The following is an 18,765-nucleotide window of genomic DNA, read 5'->3' as shown; positions in this document are numbered from 1 at the left end:
TTAAAGCTCTTCCGCGTTTTGAAGTTCTTCAAGCTTACGGGCCTGATCGGAAACAATGAGGGCGTCAATGACATCATCCAATTCCCCGTTCATAATACGGTCCAACTTATTCAGGGTTAACCCAATCCGGTGATCCGTGACCCGGTTCTGGGGATAATTATAGGTTCGAATTCGTTCAGACCGGTCCCCAGTTCCGACGGCTGATTTCCGTTCAGCGTTATATTCATCTTCCTCTTGTTGCTTGTAGTAATCATAAATCCGCGCCTTCAGGATTTTTTCAGCCTTAGCCCGGTTCTGCTGCTGTGACCGCTCATCCTGCATGGCAACGACAATTCCCGTTGGCAAGTGGGTCATTCGGACGGCGGAGGACGTCTTATTAATATGTTGACCCCCAGCACCCGATGACCGATAAACGTCGACCCGAACATCCTTAGGGTCAATTTGAATATCAACGTCCTCTTCCTCGGGCATTACCCCGACGGTTGCCGTGGAAGTATGCACCCGTCCGGCTGATTCAGTCACTGGAACCCGTTGAACCCGGTGGGCCCCATTTTCATACTTCAGCTTCGAGTAAACCTTGTCACCCGTAATCATGAGGACAATTTCCTTAAAGCCCCCAACTTCCGTGGCGTTTTCATCGATGATCTCAACCTGCCAGCCCTGTCGTTCAGCATACTTCGTGTACATCGTGTAAAGGTCGCCAGCAAACAAGCTAGCTTCATCGCCCCCTGCAGCACCATGAATTTCCATAATAATGTTCTTATCATCGTTAGGATCCTTGGGAATCAACAGGATCTTGATTTCATCTTCCAGGGTGGCCTTTTGCTTTTCTAGGTCACTAATTTCATCCTTGACCATACTTTCCATGTCACTATCAAGCTTGTCACGCAACATTTCTTGATCATCAGACAGCGCTTCTGTTACCCGTTTATACTCGTTATATTTTTCAACGGTTTCCCGGAGTTCGCCTTCCTCCTTCGAAAGTTCACGAAACTTTTGGGAATCCGAGATGACTTCAGGATCACTCAGCATCTCATTCAGTTCATCGTACCGGTCTGCTAAGGCCTGAAGCTTATCAAACATATTATCCATTTAGTCTTTCACGTCCTCGCTTTCACTCGTCAATGGTGGGTTAAAATAATGTTCGCGACAGACGGGGAAGTAAGATTCGTTTCCACCTATTTGTACCTGTTCCCCTTCGTATACGGGTTGTCCATCGTGAATTCTGAGGTTCATAATTGCCTTCTTAGCACAGAACCAGCAAATGGTTTTCATTTCTTCAATCTTATCGGCGTAGAGCAGTAAGTACTTCGAGCCTTCAAACAGCTCATTTCTAAAGTCATTCTTTAGACCAAACGCCATGACGGGAATCCGAAGTTCATCCACAATCTTAGCCAGTTGCAGGACGTGTTCCTTCTTCAGAAACTGAGCTTCATCAATTAAAACGCAGCTGCAGGTTAGGCCCATTTGAGCAACTTCATCATAAATATTCGTTGTTTCAAAAATTGGTTCCGCCGTTCGTGATTCACCAATTCGGCTTGCCACTTCGCCAACCCCCTTACGATCATCAAGTCCGCTCGTTAAAATTAACACGTGCTTGCCTTGTTCTTCGTAATTGTGGGCAACTTTTAAAATCTCCATGGTTTTACCGCTATTCATTGCACCATACGTATAAAACAGTTGTGCCATGCGCCACGTCATCCCTTCAAAACACAGTTTCTGTACCATTATAGCTGATATCATACTAAAATTCGAGACCGTTTCGCTCCCTTTCCCCACTTTTAGTTAAATTTTCCTATGAGTCACCCCGAACATCAGTGAGAATTCAAACAGTTTCCGGTAAAACATGGTAGAATAAAGACTTGATAAATAGAAAGACTACCGATTGAATTATTTGTTAGGAGCGAACGACATGTCATTTAGGAGCGGAGTCGCCACCTTTGCCGGGCGATCATCTTACTGGTTTTTACACACCTTCTTAAAGGGGGGAAGTTCCCTCCCCGGGAAAATCACGTTGGCATTAGATCCGAACGTGCTTAAAACCCTCGGCGCCAAGTACGATGTCGTTGTCATTACCGGTACTAACGGAAAGACCCTCACGACTGCATTAACCGTGACTGTCCTACATGAAAAATACGACACGATTTTAACCAATCCCACCGGTTCCAATATGGAACAGGGGATTGTCACCACCTTTTTAAACGCTAAGAATCCCAAAACCGGCCGACCACTTGCCGTTTTAGAGGTTGACGAGGCTAACGTCATCAAAGTTACCCAGTACCTCACCCCAAAGGTATTTGTCTTTACCAATATCTTCCGGGATCAGATGGACCGGTATGGAGAAATTTATACCACCTACCAAAAAATCTTAGATGGGGTGGCATTGGCACCTGACGCCACCATCATCGCCAATGGGGATGCCCCCATTTTCCACTCCAAGGACCTTCCGAACCCAGTTCTCTACTACGGTTTTGAGGATCACGACGAGTCTGAAGAGATTAAGGCCCGGCCAAACACGGATGGCGTTCTCTGTCCCGTTTGTCAACACATTCTGCACTACCATTACATTTCCTACGCTAACCTTGGGGACTATTTCTGCCCCAACTGCGGCTATAAACGACCTGAGCTCACCTATAAGGTTACCGAACTTGGCGAGTTAACCCCGACTAGTTCGACTTTCAAGGTCGACGGCAACGAAATGAAAATTGAAATTGGTGGCATGTACAACATCTATAACGCCCTGGCCGCCTACTCCGTTGGTCGGTTCTTTGGCATTAAACCTGATGCCATTCGGCATGCGTTTGACTCCAACCAGCGGGTCTTTGGCCGGCAAGAGGTCATCAACGTTGACGGCAAGGAAGTGACCATCGTTCTCGTTAAGAATCCGGTTGGTTTGGATCAGGTTCTCCACATGATTGCCACGGATAACCAACCGTTTACCTTTATCAATCTGTTAAACGCCAACTATGCGGATGGGATTGATACCAGCTGGATTTGGGATGGCGACTACGAACTTCTGCCAAAGCTAAATCATATTCCCCTTTACGTGACGGGAGGCGAGCGGTATAAGGACGTCACCTTCCGGCTGAAAGTGGCCGGTGTTCCGGATGATAAACATACCGTTGAACCCAGTTTAGCCAAAATTGTGGATAATATCATTCCGAATGCACCAACCAAGCATATTTACGTTTTAGCTACCTATACGGCTATGATCCAATTTAGAAAATTATTAGCAGATAAGGGTTATATAAAGGAAGGTATCGATTAATGACCTATGATTTAAACGTCGCTCACCTTTATGGTGACTTAATGAATACCTACGGGGACGTAGGAAATATTTTGGCACTGAACTACTACGCCAAGCAGATGGATGTCAACCTGAACGTGCAAGTTGTCAGTCTAGGTGACGACTTTAACGCAGCTGACTACGATTTAGCCTTCTTCGGTGGTGGCCAAGATTTTGAACAGGAAATTGTTTCTCAGGATATCCAGGATAAGAAACAGGCGTTGACGGATTTCATTGAGGACGGTGGCCCGATCTTAGCCATCTGTGGGGGTTACCAACTCCTTGGCCAGTACTATATTGGAGCTAACGGGGAGCGGCTAGAGGGCGTCGGGGCCCTTAGTCACTACACAACGAAGCAGGAAGATCATCGGTTCATCGGTGATATCGTCATTAAAAACCAGGAAACGGGGGTCACCTACCACGGGTTTGAAAACCACCAGGGACTAACCTGGTTAGGTGAGGACGAACGTCCCCTCGGCAACGTTGAGGAAGGCCACGGAAACAACGGTGAAGACGGCTCCGAAGGTGTGATTTACAAACACGTCTACGGATCCTACTTCCACGGCCCGATTCTGACGCGGAACCCTGAACTAGCAAAACGTATTCTATTAGACGCCTTAAAGCGCAAGTACCCAAACGCTGACTTGAGCTCACAGGAAGCTTTAGAGACGCCCGCAACCTTCTAATAAAAGAAGCCGAGTCTGANNTCAGACTCGGCTTCTTTTATTTTTCATCAATGTACGATTGAATAATGTCATTCCGCCTTGCTAAAAACGGTAAATTAGGGGCATCCGGGTGAATTCGATTGGATAAAAACACCAGAGCCCGTTGAGTTGCCGGATCTATAACTAACGCGGTTCCCGTAAACCCGGTCTGCCATAGAACTGGTTGAGGCTGCGACTCCCACAGTGCCCAACCTAAGGAGCGACCCACTTGATTGGGGGTCCAATCCTGTGTGAGTGCCGTCACCCATTCGACGGGAAGGACACCCGTTGCTTGAGTGGGGTTAAGATAAGCCCGGCAAAATGTCACCAGATCCCGCTTAGTACTAAAGAGTCCCGCCGATCCACAGTGCTCGCCCAAAATAGCGGCCTTAGGATCATGGACTCTCCCCCGCAGCAATCCCCGGGTAGCGGAATTTTCAGTGGGAACGCAGTGTTCAGGAGATACCGGGTGAAATGTACTGTCGGTCATCCCCAGTGGAGTTAATACCCGCTCTTGAATTAACCGTTGGATGGGCCAACCAAGAATTCGTTCAGCTACCCAGCCAAGCAGTAAATAATTCACATCCTGGTACACCATTTTTATCCCAAAGTTTTCACCCACATCAAGTTTAAGCAGCGCCGACGTCAAATCAGCGGCATTTAATTGGTTACGGTTAGGAATATACCCGGTAATGCCCGAAGTATGGGTTAAGAGATGCCGGATAGTCACTTCAGGATGCTGCCACTCGGGGATAAATTCACGTACTGAATTGTTTAATTCAAGTTGATGTCCAGCTAGAAGTTGTAAAATAACGGACAACGTGCCAATAACCTTAGTTAATGACGCAACGTCATACGTTTCACCCTCAATTAAAGGGGCAACGGTGGGGATCAGCTGTTCATTTCCGTAAACGCCCGCCGTGACCGTTGAATGGTCAATCATTGCCCAGCTAACTCCTGGGACGGTCCCGTCGTCAACGAGCCGATGAATTTTTTGAACGGTTTGTTGGTCCTGCAAATGTTCCCCTCCTTCCATCAAAAAAAGAATCCTAGCTCTATTTAACCACAAACTGGTTAAAGCGCCAGGATTCTTTTTAATTAGGCGAGTTCACCATTACTAAATTGTGAATTGTAGAGATCGGCATAAAAACCGTTAGCGGCCATTAACTGGTCGTGATTTCCCGTTTCGACAATTGAGCCATGGTTCATTACCACAATGTTTTGTGCGTTTTGGATGGTTGAGAGACGATGGGCGACAACGAAACTTGTCCGACCCGCCAACAACTCTTCCATTGCCCGCTGAATTAACATCTCTGTCCGGGTATCCACCGAACTCGTTGCTTCATCTAAAATTAAAATTTCAGGATCCGCTAAGAAGGCCCGGGCGATCGTTAATAACTGACGCTGGCCCTGAGAAATATTAGTTGCTTCTTCATTTAGGACGGTGTCATAACCATCTGGCAGCTGCCGAATAAAGGTATCCGCATGGGCTGCTCGAGCGGCCGCATAGACGTCCTCTTCTGTTGCGTCTTCCCGACCGTATTTAATGTTATCAAAGATAGTCCCGGTGAAGAGCCACGTATCCTGAAGTACCATTGCAAAGTGACGCCGTAGTTCAGGCCGCGTGCCATCCCTGGTGTCTTGACCTTCATACCGAATTGAACCGCCCTTAATATCATAAAAACGTTCCAATAAGTTAATGATCGTGGTCTTTCCTGCACCGGTTGGGCCAACAATGGCCACCATTTCGCCTCGCTTGACCCCTAAGTTAAAGTCAGTAATCAAGGATTGATCATCAGAATAACTAAAGTTAACGTGGTCAAACGTGATCAGGTTGGCATCATCAGCAACCGCTGGAATATCAGCCGTTTGCTCATCCATGTCTGGTTCGTCTAAGATGGCAAAAATCCGTTCGGCACTGGCCACCGTTGCCTGAATGGTATTCGTCAAGTTAGCCAGCTGCGTAATCGGTTGTGAAAATTGGTTGGTGTACTGTAGGAACGCTTGAACGTTCCCTAAGGTAATGGTCCCGTTAGCGACCCCAATCCCCCCGACCACGGCCACAGCCAAGTAGTCTAGGTTCTTAACGAAGTTCATAAGTGGGAAAATCAAACTGGAAACAAATTGGGCCTTCCACGATGCCTTGTAATATTCATCATTGTTGGCCTCAAACTTGTCGATCGTTTCTTTCTCTTGGTTAAACGTCTTAATGATGTTATGACCCGCATAGGATTCTTCTACCGTATTGTTCATTAACCCCAGGTGTTTTTGCTGGTTACCAAAGAATTTTTGGGACCGCGGTGCAACCACCCCGACAACTAACAAACTTAAGGGGACCGTAATTAAGGCTAATAACGTTAGCCAACCGCTAATGGTTAGCATCATGTATAAAACCCCGAAGAAGGTAAAGAAACTCGTCACTAACTGGGATAAACTCTGGTTTAAGGTTCCGCCAATATTGTCCATATCATTAGACATCCGGGACATCACGTCCCCGTTGTTATGGGTATCATAAAATGAAATGGGCAACCGCTCCATCTTAGCCTTAAAATCCCGGCGCATTTGGAAAACGACCCGCTGTGAAATTTGCGTCATGATGACTTGCTGGACGACGTTGAATAACGCCGATACGATGTACATGACCGCAACAACAATCACAATGTGTTCAATCTTGCCGAAGTTGAGGGGCAGTTGGGTCAGGTGGATACCGGCCTTAATTTCAGCGTTTCCGGCCATGACCCCCTTAAAGATTTCGGTCGTTGCCTTTCCTAAGATCTTCGGCGTTTCAATTTGTAAAATAACCGAAACCAAGGCAAAGATAAAGACTAAGATTAACGCCCAGGTCCACTTCTTCATGTACCGGAATAATCGACCCGTTGTTTTCCAGAAGTTATGGGGCTTCGTCATCTTATTTGCATTACGCATCAACGTCATCCCCCTTCCGAATTTGTGAATTGTAAATATCTTGGTAGGTTGGGTTATCCGCCAGTAACTCATCATGGGTTCCCTGACCAACAACCTTACCGTTATCCATTACTAGGATAAGATCGGCGCCTGCCACGGTCGAAATCCGTTGGGCCACGATCACGACAATCCCCTGTTTTACTTGGTCGTCCTCAGCAAGCTGTTGGCGAAGTAAGGCATCCGTCTTAAAGTCTAGGGCTGAAAATGAGTCATCAAAAACGTAAACGTCCGCCGACTTTAAAATGGTCCGGGCAATTGCCAATCGCTGCCGCTGACCCCCAGAGAAGTTGCCCCCGTTTTGTTCGACAACGGCATCGAGTCCTTTGTCGTCCTCCCGGATAAACTCAGCTGCTTGCGCCACTTCTAAGGCGTGCCAGATTTCGTCATCCGTAGCATCGGGTTTTCCGAATAGCATGTTACTCCGGACCGTCCCCGAGAATAACACGGCCTTCTGCTGGGTAATCGACACCCGATCGTGCAGCGTGGTTTGGTCCATCTGCTTTAAGTTAACCCCGTTTAGCGAAACGGAACCGGTCTCTGGATCGTATAACCGGGGAATGAGGTTGACTAAGGTTGACTTACCAGACCCCGTTCCCCCAATAATGGCAACCGTATCACCACTTCGACCCTGGAAATGAATATCCGTTAAGGCGAGCTCTTCAGCCCCCGCATACCGAAAGTTAACGTGGTCAAATTCCAATGTCTTTTGCCCGGCTGGGGCTTCAGTGTCATCCGGTTGGGCCGGATCAACGATATCTGAGGTTTGATCTAACGCTTCATTAATCCGCACGGCTGATGCTTGGGCCCGGGGAATAAAGACAAACACCATGGCTAACATCATAAAGCTAATGAGAATTTGGGTGGCATACGTCATGAATGCCACTAAGTTCCCGACCTCCATAGCTTGGGCTGAAACCAATTTAGCACCAAACCAAACAATTCCGATGTTCGTTGCACTAATAACAAAGGTAATCACTGGAATTAAAAAAGCGACCCACATAAAGGCCTTAATACTGGTTCCCGTATAGTCCCGGTTGGCCTTAGCAAACCGATCTTGTTCGTACGAGTCCTGATTGAACGCCCGAATAACCCGAACCCCCGTCAATCCTTCACGGAAGATCAAATTAATCTTATCAATCTTTCCCTGCATACTCTTAAATAGTGGCACCGCAAAGTACATTACAATTCCAACGACGATAATGAGTACGGGAATCACCACCAAGAAAACTTCAGTCAGCTTGGGACTTTTGTTGTAGGCCAAAATTCCGGCACCGATCAGCATGATTGGTGACATTAGCATCATCCGAAGCATTTGAACCATCACGTTTTGAATCTGAGTTACGTCATTGGTTGTCCGCGTAATCAGTGACGCATCCCCAATGGTTTCCATTTCTTTATCGGAGTAATAGGTCACCTTTTTGAAAATGTCAGACCGGATCCTTTTTCCCATCGACATTGACTGAGTAGCGGCAAAATAAACGTTCCCTGCCGCCGCTAAAACTCCCAACAACGAAATAACCAGCATTTTAGCACCCGATACCCAAATATAATGGATATCGTTTTTGGCAATCCCGTTATTAATGATGTTTGAGGTAATCGTCGGCAACGCTAAATCCGATGCAACCTGCCCGCACATAAATAGGAAGGCGAGAAAGGCCGCCCACCAAACCAAATACTTTTTGGCCAGACGCCACATTGGCAAATTCCTTCTTTCTTTTAATCCCAAATAAACTGCATAATAGACTAGTATACGCTCATGAAATTAGTTTGTAACGGGTAAATTGTAAATCTAGCTAACATTTTTGTCCGCTGACTTCCATTCTCAGCTTGGTTGCGTTTTCCTTATAATATGGTAACCTTAAACCAGAAAACGGCTCTGACTTTGAAAGGAGATTCCCGCCTTGGCAAGCAATTCTGATTCCATCTATCACGTATTGAGTTTTATAAAACGACATCCCGATCAAGTCAACGTCTTACCGGAACAATACTTAAACGCGATTTCATTTACATTTGCAGATTCCGTTCCCGTAGCAGACTCCGAGATCTACTTCCCCACTAACCATCTAATGGTTAACCGGATGACCGACGACTTTGTGGAAATGAACGGCGCCCTGCTTGATTACTTTTTCAATCAAACCCATACGGATCTGCCGGGCTATAAAGAAGTGTGGATTACAACGTCCCACGTCATGCCAGACGCCCAATACTTCGTTGAACTATCATTTGAATAACATTTATAAAAGACTGAGTCCTAGGACCCGGTCTTTTTATATCCCCCCAAACCAATTTCACCACTTTTGCCACCATCTATTCTATAGTAAGTGACGAGAGAATATTGATTTAGGGGGAGTTCATATGCAACAGTCACATCAGGCTAAACAGCCCAACGTTCATAGTTGGACCTTCAAATTTGCAATTTTATCATTGGCCTTAATGGTTCAGGCTGCTCCAGCGGTTGCCGGTACGATTCCGTTAATGAGCCGGACGTTTTCAAAACTACCGCTGAGTATGATTGAAACCGTTTCAACCATTCCAAACCTCGGCATTCTAATCTGCGTTCTATTAAGTGGTGTCATTGCCAAATGGATTGGAAATAAAAAAACAGTGATGGTGGGATTGATTTTAACGCTAGCGAGTGGGATCGTTCCCGTTTTTACATCCAGTTTTCCACTTATTTTAGCGTCCCGGTTTGTCTTGGGGATTGGGATTGGTCTATTTAACCCATTGATTTACACCTTCATGGCGTACTATTACTCGGGTAACGAATTATCTTCAATGTACGGATATGAAAATGCCGTGGCCAACTTAGGCTCAGCAGCGTTAACATCCCTTGCCGGCCTGCTCCTTAAACTCGGGTGGCATGAGGCCTACTGGATTTATGTGGTTACGCTGCTGGCAATTCTAATGTTTGGGCTCCTCGTTCCTAACACTCAAGGCAATCAGCAAACCTCTAATACCGAACTCAAAACTAACTGGTCGGTCATCGGTTATACGCTGTATATTTTTCTTACGAATATTTCGTTTTACATCGTCATCGTCAAACTGGCCACGCTAGTTGAGGCAGAACACTATGGAAACGGGACAACCGCTAGTGTTTTGATTAGCCTCATGACCCTGTTTGGAATGATTGCGAGCGTTGCTTATGGCCGCCTGTATAAGCGCTTCAAGCATTGGATTCTCCCCATTGCAGTCTTTGGGATTGGGTTAACGACCCTCGCCATTGGGCTTTCCAAAAACGTTTGGGTTACGGCAGTCGCCATTAGCCTCATGGGGGCCTGTTTCGTCATTACCCCCTACTTGATGATGGCGGCTCAATCTCACGGTCCTAAGGGAGCGACAACCGTCTCCAGTGGCCTGATGATTGTCGGAATGAATCTAGGGGCCTTTCTTTCGCCCATCGTGATGGACACCGTTGCCAGTATGCTAGGTCATGACTCACCCAGCTTTATTCTCGTATTGGCCGCAATCCTGTTATTCATCATTGCCGCATGGAACACAGTTTATGACCTCTTCTTTGACCACCATTCACACGCTTAATCACTGAAATAAAAAGCGCCCCGGTTTTCCTAGGAACAACATCCTAAGGCAACCGTAGCGCTTTTAATAGGTGTTAAGGCGAAATCCGAATCGCCCCGTTAAACTTTTGGGTCATCAATCAAGCCCGGGCGGGTTGAGCAACCATGACTTTGACACCCGCATACAAGTTATAGAGGTAGAACCCAATATCCGTTAAGACAACGATAAAAAAGATAACGGATGCGGTCGTGGAGACGGTGCTCCAGTAGTCTGCGACGTTTCCCGTCCACCCCACAATTGCTAGGCCAATTAACGTTATTGCAACCGGAACCAAGTGTAGTCCCAGCGCCCGTTTAGCATGCTCTTTAACTTCCTGGGTTTGACTGGCAATCAAAATAATAATCGGAAAAATAATCGGGGCAAACACCACACTGATATAACTCAAGCCGCTTAACGTTCTTTGAGATGAATTCATTGTGCCTCACTCCTTCTTATTTAGTATGCGTATCGTAACAAAATTTAAGGTGAAGAACAATTGATATGCAAAACCAACGGGTAACTGGTCTCACCGAAACAAGCCGAAGCTAAATGATGGGGTTTAGGGTTAAAAAGGACTAAAATAAGCCTAATTTATATTAAGGGGGAGTCACAATGTCAGATGTTGAAAAAGTAATGAAGCAATATGGGATTAAAAATGCCGATGAACTTAAAGCTATTTTGGCGCACTACCAGGAATTAACCAAGTCACTAAACCCAGAGGAATTCTTTGAAGATAACGCCGAAGAAAAATAGCCCTTACATCATTAACTTAAATTACCAAGGCAAAAAGAGGACATCCAAGATAAATTCTTGAATGCCCTCTTTTTATTTGATTGGGTATACTGGGATCGAACCAGTAAATTATGGATTCAGAGTCCACCGCCTTACCATTTGGCTAATACCCAATAAATCGATTGCCATTTGACAACTATTTTATTTTACAAATAAAATGAATATCTGTCAACAAAATTTATTTAGACATTTTAAACTTTATGCGAAATCGTCCGCCAAAAGGTCACTGGCACCCCTATGCTATAATTAAATTAGCGATTATCAAGATTGAGAAGGGATGCACCTATGTTTTTCAAACGGTTTAAACATTTCGTTGTAACGCACCTATCACATTTACTAATTTTGGTTCTCGGGCTGTTGTTGGGATACATCGTCGCAATGACAATGCGATATCCATTTTGGCATGACTGGGATCCCGACTGGGTGGAAGGACTCGCAGAAGCCTTTGGAATTCCAGCAGGTGCCTTAGGGGTTATCCTTCAGCTGAGATCTGATAAAAAGGCCCGGGCCCTGGATTCCCAAGCTATATTCACCCTGAGCTGGCATCAACGGGTCCGGGCGGGTGAATGGTACTGGACCTCCCAAAATCATGTGCGCGACGCCCAACAGTTGGTTAATCAAAATCCCCTCTCCCAAGCAGTCATCCGAATTGAAAATAGCGGGAGCCGAATCGCAGTTAACGCAGAAATTGAAATTGCCTACGCCGATGGCAAGAAAGACTTTCTGCGTAAAACGGTCGTTCATACCAACGAAGCGTTCATTATCCTGCCCGATGCCTACTTTCAAACGGCAAATATGTATTCCAGCATGCGGTTCATTAGTATTCGGTATACGTCTGACACCGGTAAGCGATTCATCATCACTTGGCCAGCAACCGAGGGCCGGGCGTTCATCTATGATAATAAAACTCGGTTAGTGGACGACTTTAATACTTCCGACGCCGACGTGGAAAATCAGTCCCCGACCCTCGTTCGAAAGTTTCAAAAGACCCCTGCTTCACCGATTTTCCCCACCAAATCGGGGCAATCACATGAATAGTGGTTGACACCGCCGCTGAAAAGTTTTATATTTATACATGCAAGTTTGACATTGCCCACTGGTCAAATTGGTTAAGACGTCGCCCTCTCAAGGCGGAGTTACGGGTTCGATCCCCGTGTGGGTGATAACCTCAGGAATCCTGAGCAATCGCACGTAAATACTAAAGAAGCAAAACGTGATTAAATCAACGTTTTGCTTCTTTTTTCTTCCACTCAACAACCAAAAGGGACCGTTACTAAATCCAATCGAATTTAGTAACGGTCCCTTAATTTAGAACCCCCATCACTTAAGGCGATCCAAGCTCATTTTTTATAAGCGGTCGTTTAACTTTTGACCTAATTCTTCGTATCCAGGTTTGCCTAATAGCGCGAACATATTGGTCTTGTAGGCTTCCACCCCCGGTTGATTAAATGGGTTAATCCCGTTGAGGTAACCTGAAATCGCAATTCCGATTTCAAAGAAGTAAATGAGGTAGCCTAATGTATAAGCGGTTTGGTCGGGAATGTGGACGCTCATGTTTGGAACGCCCCCATCAATATGGGCCAACGTCACACCTTCAAACGCCTTGGTGTTGGCATAATCCATCGTCTTACCCTCTAAGTAGCCTAAGCCATCTAAATCTTGGGGTTCCTTAGGAACTTCAACGTCATGGTTAGGTTTATCAACCTTAACAACCGTTTCCATTAGGTTCCGGAGCCCCTCTTGAATGTACTGGCCCAGGGAATGCAGATCGGTGGTAAAGTTAGCGGATGACGGGTAAATTCCCTTTTGGTCCTTCCCCTCGGATTCGCCGGCTAACTGTTTCCACCATTCGGAAAACATCATCATATTTGGTTCGTAATTTTCCAAAAGCTCAGTGGTGTAGCCCTTCCGATATAAAATATTCCGGTAAGCAGCGTACTGGTAAGCTTCATTCTTAGTCAGATCAGGGCTGACGTATTCTGCTTCGGCATCCGCTGCCCCCTGCATCAGATCGTCAATGCTGGCACCAGAAACTGCAATTGGCAGCAATCCAACGGCGGAAAGCACTGAGTACCGGCCCCCAATTCCATCGGGCACAACAAAACTTTCATAGCCCTCAGCTTTTGCTTCATCATGTAAGGCCCCGCTGTTAGCATCGGTTGTGGCATAGATCCGTTTCTTGGCTTCGGCTTCACCGTACTTTTCAACTAATTTATCCTTGAAAATCCGGAAGGCAATTGACGGTTCCGTCGTCGTCCCTGACTTAGAGATAATGTTAACGGAAAAGTCGCGGTCCCCAATTAAATGGATCAGGTCGTAAACGTAGGATGAACTTAGTGAGTTCCCCGCAAAGAAGACCTGAGGGGTTTTGCGTTCACTATCGGGGAGGTAGTTATAGAAGGTGTCGTTCAGGAAATCAACGGCCATTTTAGCTCCTAGGTAGGATCCTCCAATGCCAATGACCACAAAAACTTGGGAGTCCGATTGAATCTTTTGAGCGGCCTTCTTAATCCGGTCAAATTCCTCTTTATCATAATCATTCGGCCAGTTTAACCAATCACGGTAGTCTGCGCCCGCGCCCGTTCCGTTCCGAAGTTCACTATCGGCTGCGGTAACCATTGCTTGCATTTCGCCCAATTCATTATCATGAACAAATTTTTGAAGCTTAGAACTATCAAAAGTAATGTGTGCCATTGTCGTCTACCTCACTCAATTTATTATTTACTGCTGTCTTTATTATAACGAATTGTCCTCAAAGTTCAATGGTATAGTCCATTATATCATCCAACTCATTTTCATAAATAATTTATAAAATGAAAACGCTTCATTCGATATCCTCATTGTAAATTTTATCCAACCAAAAAGCAAGCCCCACTTGGAACGAACGCTAATAAAAAACGCGAGGCCACTCTCAGTTGGTCTCGCGTTACTTATTTAAGCTTTAATGAAGGACAAAGCGACGGCCCCAACAACAATCAGCAGACACCCAATCGTGACGTAAGCCATTTCGGTCCGGGTTTTATGTTCGTTGAGGATAAAGATCCCACCGAACGTCGAGATGATTACCCCACACTGTGAGAAGGCGTAGGTTACGGCTAACCCAAGGTGTGGAATCACAATGAACAGGGCACAGTTACCGATTCCCCAAACAATCCCGGTCAGGATGTTCTTCCAAGTAGCGGCACTGCGAATGCTTTCCCGGGCAAAGACAACGAATAAAATCGCTCCGGCCAGCATCCCAATTGATTGTGGAAACATAACGGACTTAGCGGGCACGTTGCCAAGGTCAATGACAACGGTATAACCAACGTAACCCACCGTTGAAATCAATAAGTAAGTCCAACCCTTTTTTTGGTCGTGGGTTGGATCCACCTCTTGGTTATCTCGGCTGCGCTTAGAGGTTAAGGCGGCCCCGATAACTAAGAGTAACAGAGCTAAAATCCCCAGGGTATACATCCGAGCTCCCTGCCATTCAGAGAAGAGCAAGACTCCGGCTAAGGTGTTCCCTAAGAGCTGCAATCCGGTTGAAAATGGCATTGCACTCGAAACACCCATGTACTTAAAGGCGGAGAACTGACCAAATTGACCAACCGTCCAACAGAGACCAGAAATGATCCCAACTAACCAGATCTTACCGTTTAGTTCAGGATGCCAAACGATCAGGGTCAAAATCCCAATGAGGAACGCCCCCGTCGTTGTTCCCAACGTCTGTTGGTAGGTTGTCCCACCAACTAAACCACTCACGATACCAACACTACCAAACCCGATGGCGGGAATTAATGCCAGTAGAATCCACATAATTTGCATGACACTTTGCCTCTTCCTGCTTTGAATTTTAATTCATTACTTTTAATTAACGAATTAATGAAAACGTTTTTATTAACCACAGTAAGTGTAATTTATTCATGGAAAAAAGTAAAGCATTTTCATTTAAACAAAATTTCAGGGAAGCTTTGTTTCACAATTTTGTCATAATTGGTCTAGGCAAATCATTAATGGATTGTTAGAATAATTCCCTTAATTGCTTCAGAATGTTGTTGTGAACGATTTACGGGAAAATCATCCGGGGCACTGAAAGTGTTTTCAACACTCGCCTGAATCCCGCTGTTTGCAACTGCCTCGTTCACTTCTTTCCGTAACCGTTTCATGGAAAAACTTGGTGAAGTAATACTCAAAATAATTTTGGTACCTGGGGCGACGACACTAAAAATTTGTTCCATTAGGGAAACTAAATCTTTGGTTAACCGAAATTCACGCTTCTTTCCGCGAATAAAATTTGGTGGATTAACCGTCACTAAATCAAACGTGAGGTGATGTTTGATAGCATAATCCAAATAATTTTCAACGTCCATCGTCCGAATTTCCACGGGTGCCTGGTCGGCATTATTAGCTAGTAATTGTTCCTGTGTAATCTTAGTGGCCCGAGCAGCGGGATCCACCGTTACAGCGTTAGTGGCATCGCCTACCATAGCAACAGGAATCAGTCCCGTTTCGGCATCAAAAACGTTGAGGACACTTTTCTGTGGAGCCATGGGCTTAACCATTTCCCGGACGTCCCGGAACTCTAACCCTAAATCTTGTCCCTTCATTAAGTTGATGGGAAATACAACTTCGTTTTCATGAACGAGTTTTGGCAGTTCATCTTCCGATCCCATGACTAATTCCTGGTTCCCGTTGAAGCTGACAATTAACGCAATATCAGAGGCCATCACTTCGTTAAAACCCTCAATAATTAAGTCGCGCTGCAAGAAGAGGGCTCGATTATCAAACTTGAAGAGGTAGGCATTCAAGTATTTATCAATGGTAAGGCCCCCGAGGCCATCTCCGGCTCCATTGAACCAGCAATAAGCTTCTAAATCGGCTAAATGACGCCGCCGGGCCATGGCACCTCTAAACAGGCTGGCAAAGAACCGGTCGTCGATCCTTTCGTTTTCATGCAGCGTAAAGATCCACCCCGCACCCTTCCGTTCCTTGGCAAAATAAGCAATGGCAACAAAGTGACCGTGGCTTTCTAATTGAACCCATTCCCCGTCTTGAAAATCGGCTGGATTTTCAAGGTCGGTCATTGCTAACTGAGGGTACCCATCCTCAAATTTTTTGACGGCTTTTCCGGTAATTTGAACTGTCTTCATAATTTCCTCCTAAATAAAATCGGCTAAAAACGCCGGGAATTTCCCGGCGTTTACTTCTCGTCTGAGTTAGTGGCTTCTGGCGTGGGCTGATGATCAGGTAAGATCACCGTAAATGTAGTCCCAACACCTTCCTTACTGGTTACGTTTATTTTACCATGATGAAGCGTTACAAGTTGATGAACAATTGATAAACCGAGCCCGGATTCCCCGTACTTGGTGTTTTTCCGTGACGGATCGGCTTTATAGTAACGGTCCCAAATATTCTTAACCTGATCCTGTGTCATTCCAATCCCGTTATCCTCAACTTTAAAAATTGCCTCCTTGTACCCCCGCTGAGCAGAAATTTTAATCGTTCCCGATTCCGTAAACTGGATGGCATTCTGCGTAATATTAAACATAATCTGAACAAACCGGTCGTAGTCAGCGTAAACCTCAACGTCCTCTGGGGCTTCCAACACGAGTTGATCCTGACTATCTGCGGCTTTCTGCTGCAGTTGATCAACAATGTTTTCAAGGGCGTCAACCGCATTAAAATCATGCAAATTCAAACTAATTTGATTTGTCCGGATTTTTTCGTAGTCTAAGTTCTCGTTGACTAACCGAATCAGACGGTTCGTTTCACTTCGCATTAAATCAATGCTTTGGGCCTTGCTTTCTTCGGGAATCGCATCGTACGCTAACCCCTCCAACAAGCCATTAAGAGTCGTCAACGGCGTCCGCATTTCGTGAGAAGCGTTGGCCATAAATTCCTTTCGTCGCTCTTCTTGCCGCTGAATTTCCTCCTGTGATTCCTTCAGTGCATGCGTCATTCCGTTGAAATCGTTAATTAAGTCGTCAATCTCATCCCGGTTTTTACTAACCATGTGAACATCATAGTCGCCCCTCGTCACCCGATTCGTGGCAATTCGCAGCCGATTAATCCGTTGGGTCGTATACCGAGCAACGATATAACTTAAGACTATCGCCACAATGCTCGAGATTAACAGGGCCTTAATGAGGTTTCGGTTCATCTGATTAATATTAGTCTGAATGTTAGAGATCCAAGAGCCGATCCGAACAACGGCCACCAGCTTTCCCTTATAAAAATAGGGTTTAAACACATCGGTTAACGCTGGCGACGTCCGACCGTCCTTGGTCCGAAAGTGGGTATCAGATACCTTATGGATAATTTCATTTTTTTGCAGTTTTTTCCAATCGGACGCCGAAATTTTTCGTTGATAAACATTATTCGGAAAAACGACTTCGTTTTGGGCATCGAAAACCGTGATGGTGGTATGTTGGTTTTGTAGGAGCGCTTCATTATTCGTCAGCGTTTCGGTGTTAAACCGAACGACCCGTTTACCGTTATCATCCGTATTAATTCTTAGTGACTGTTCAATTAAACTATCTGAGGTTTGCTCTAACTGCGCCCAAGTGTTGGTATAAACCATCCGCCGCGACATCTGACTGTACGAAAATCCCAGAAGGACTAACGTAATCATAATGATGGCAAAGAACCCCAGCATTTGCTGATAAACCAGCTTCATTAAGCATCGACCACACTATCATCAAATTTATAACCAACGCCCCAAACCGTTTGAATAACCTGGGGGCCAACTTTTTCCATCTTTTGGCGCAACTTCTTGATATGCGCATCAACCGTTCGCTCATCGCCATAGTATTCATAATCCCAGACCAGCTGCAACAACTGTTCCCTTGAGAATACCTGCTTAGGTTTTTGGGCTAACGTCCGTAACAGATCAAATTCCTTCGGGGTTAAACCCTCAATCGGTTGGTCATTTAAGTAGGCTTCCCGGGTCTTCGTACTCAGTTGGAAGTGTTCCGTCTGAATATCAAACTGCGGGGTTTCATTTGCTGCTCGTGCCGGCCGTTCAGTCGGATTCAGTTCAGCCCGGCGGTGAAGGGCTTTTATCCGGGCAATTAAGGTAATGGGACTAAAAGGCTTGGTAACATAATCATCGGCACCCATTTCTAACCCCAAAACCTGGTCGGACTCTGAATCCCTTGCCGTTAACATAATAATGGGGACAGTTGGGGATACTTGGCGAATCTCTGAACTCACCTGCATGCCATCCTTCCCCGGTAAGTTGAGGTCTAATGTGATAATGTCCCATTCGGTTGGCGTTTCATTAAACATTTCCATTGCTTCATTACCGTCATACGCAAAGGATGCATCCCAGTCTTCCTTCTTAAAAAACATTCCCATCATCTGTGAGACGGACTTATTATCTTCAATCATTAATAATTTCATCGTGGTGCCTCCATCTTCTTCCCCACAAAGTCAAAGTTATTCGTCTACACTACCATAGTTACATATCCAGCCGATAACTGA

General features: G+C 45.6%; 17 protein-coding genes and 2 tRNA genes. 7 read left to right on the top strand and 12 right to left on the bottom strand.

Features of this window, described 5'->3' with window-relative positions; translation table 11 throughout:
- Entirely contained in the window at positions 1-1,092 is a 1,092-nt protein-coding gene (gene prfA / locus DCM90_RS08725; protein WP_109250976.1) for a peptide chain release factor 1, read from the bottom strand.
- A complete protein-coding gene (locus tag DCM90_RS08720) occupies positions 1,093-1,689 on the bottom strand; it encodes a thymidine kinase (protein ID WP_109250975.1) in 597 nt (198 codons plus the stop codon).
- A 223-nt stretch (positions 1,690-1,912) separates the two neighbouring features.
- Here DCM90_RS08720 and DCM90_RS08715 point away from each other — a divergent pair, with 223 nt between their 5' ends.
- Together DCM90_RS08715 and DCM90_RS08710 are read left to right on the top strand one after the other, a co-directional pair.
- Positions 1,913-3,268, top strand: a complete 1,356-nt coding sequence (locus DCM90_RS08715) for a Mur ligase family protein (protein ID WP_109250974.1) — start codon at positions 1,913-1,915, stop codon at positions 3,266-3,268.
- Positions 3,268-3,972, top strand: coding sequence for a type 1 glutamine amidotransferase (locus DCM90_RS08710; RefSeq protein ID WP_109250973.1), 705 nt, complete (start codon positions 3,268-3,270; stop codon positions 3,970-3,972). Before DCM90_RS08715 ends, DCM90_RS08710 begins: the two co-directional genes overlap by 1 nt.
- 37 nt (positions 3,973-4,009) lie before the next feature.
- On the opposite strand, the gene DCM90_RS08705 is transcribed toward DCM90_RS08710, so the two are convergent.
- The 3 genes from DCM90_RS08705 to DCM90_RS08695 all read right to left on the bottom strand — a co-directional run bounded on the left by DCM90_RS08705 (position 4,010) and on the right by DCM90_RS08695 (position 8,650).
- The gene (locus DCM90_RS08705) at positions 4,010-5,008 is read right to left on the bottom strand and encodes a serine hydrolase domain-containing protein (protein WP_225366015.1); all 999 of its coding nucleotides are present in this window, start codon (positions 5,006-5,008) and stop codon (positions 4,010-4,012) included.
- A gap of 80 nt (positions 5,009-5,088) precedes the next feature.
- A complete protein-coding gene (locus DCM90_RS08700; protein ID WP_225366014.1) occupies positions 5,089-6,915 on the bottom strand; it encodes an ABC transporter ATP-binding protein in 1,827 nt (608 codons plus the stop codon).
- A complete protein-coding gene (locus DCM90_RS08695; protein ID WP_109250970.1) occupies positions 6,908-8,650 on the bottom strand; it encodes an ABC transporter ATP-binding protein in 1,743 nt (580 codons plus the stop codon). Before DCM90_RS08695 ends, DCM90_RS08700 begins: the two co-directional genes overlap by 8 nt.
- Before the next feature lie 205 nt (positions 8,651-8,855).
- Here DCM90_RS08695 and DCM90_RS08690 point away from each other — a divergent pair, with 205 nt between their 5' ends.
- Together DCM90_RS08690 and DCM90_RS08685 are read left to right on the top strand one after the other, a co-directional pair.
- Positions 8,856-9,185 carry a hypothetical protein gene (locus DCM90_RS08690; protein WP_109250969.1) on the top strand — a complete coding sequence of 110 codons (330 nt, stop codon included), beginning with the start codon at positions 8,856-8,858 and terminating at the stop codon, positions 9,183-9,185.
- Between the two features lie 124 nt (positions 9,186-9,309).
- Positions 9,310-10,491 (top strand): MFS transporter, encoded by a 1,182-nt coding sequence (locus tag DCM90_RS08685; protein ID WP_109250968.1) that lies wholly within the window; start codon positions 9,310-9,312, stop codon positions 10,489-10,491.
- A gap of 118 nt (positions 10,492-10,609) precedes the next feature.
- On the opposite strand, the gene DCM90_RS08680 is transcribed toward DCM90_RS08685, so the two are convergent.
- Entirely contained in the window at positions 10,610-10,945 is a 336-nt protein-coding gene (locus DCM90_RS08680; RefSeq protein ID WP_109250967.1) for a magnetosome magnetite crystal formation protein family, read from the bottom strand.
- Positions 10,946-11,121: 176 nt separating this feature from the next.
- On the opposite strand from DCM90_RS08680, the gene DCM90_RS10020 reads away from it, so the two are divergent.
- A complete protein-coding gene (locus DCM90_RS10020; protein WP_165815261.1) occupies positions 11,122-11,262 on the top strand; it encodes a hypothetical protein in 141 nt (46 codons plus the stop codon).
- An 80-nt stretch (positions 11,263-11,342) separates the two neighbouring features.
- Here the strand turns inward: DCM90_RS10020 and DCM90_RS08675 are convergent.
- Positions 11,343-11,414, bottom strand: a tRNA-Gln gene (locus DCM90_RS08675).
- Between the two features lie 271 nt (positions 11,415-11,685).
- Between DCM90_RS08675 and DCM90_RS08670 the strand changes: the two genes are divergently transcribed.
- On the top strand, positions 11,686-12,339 hold the full coding sequence (locus tag DCM90_RS08670) for a hypothetical protein (protein ID WP_165815260.1): 654 nt from the start codon (positions 11,686-11,688) through the stop codon (positions 12,337-12,339).
- 52 nt (positions 12,340-12,391) lie between these two features.
- Positions 12,392-12,464 (top strand) — tRNA-Glu (locus DCM90_RS08665).
- Between the two features lie 184 nt (positions 12,465-12,648).
- On the opposite strand, the gene DCM90_RS08660 is transcribed toward DCM90_RS08665, so the two are convergent.
- The 5 genes from DCM90_RS08660 to DCM90_RS08640 form a co-directional block, all read right to left on the bottom strand.
- A complete protein-coding gene (locus tag DCM90_RS08660; protein ID WP_109250965.1) occupies positions 12,649-13,995 on the bottom strand; it encodes a glucose-6-phosphate isomerase in 1,347 nt (448 codons plus the stop codon).
- Positions 13,996-14,235: 240 nt separating this feature from the next.
- Entirely contained in the window at positions 14,236-15,099 is an 864-nt protein-coding gene (locus DCM90_RS08655) for a GRP family sugar transporter (protein ID WP_109251092.1), read from the bottom strand.
- 194 nt (positions 15,100-15,293) lie between these two features.
- Positions 15,294-16,433: a class I SAM-dependent methyltransferase gene (locus tag DCM90_RS08650; protein WP_109250964.1), complete on the bottom strand. Its 1,140-nt coding sequence runs from the start codon at positions 16,431-16,433 to the stop codon at positions 15,294-15,296.
- Between the two features lie 50 nt (positions 16,434-16,483).
- A complete protein-coding gene (locus DCM90_RS08645; protein WP_109250963.1) occupies positions 16,484-17,959 on the bottom strand; it encodes an ATP-binding protein in 1,476 nt (491 codons plus the stop codon).
- Positions 17,959-18,684, bottom strand: a complete 726-nt coding sequence (locus DCM90_RS08640; RefSeq protein WP_109250962.1) for a winged helix-turn-helix domain-containing protein — start codon at positions 18,682-18,684, stop codon at positions 17,959-17,961. The genes DCM90_RS08645 and DCM90_RS08640 overlap by 1 nt, the downstream gene beginning before the upstream one ends.
- Positions 18,685-18,765: the final 81 nt, after the last annotated feature.

Source organism: Levilactobacillus bambusae, from assembly GCF_003124125.1.
GTDB classification, from domain to species: Bacteria; Bacillota; Bacilli; order Lactobacillales; family Lactobacillaceae; genus Levilactobacillus; species Levilactobacillus bambusae.
The sequence above is the reverse complement of the archived record's forward strand: the minus strand, read 5'-3'. Positions and strand labels throughout refer to the sequence as shown.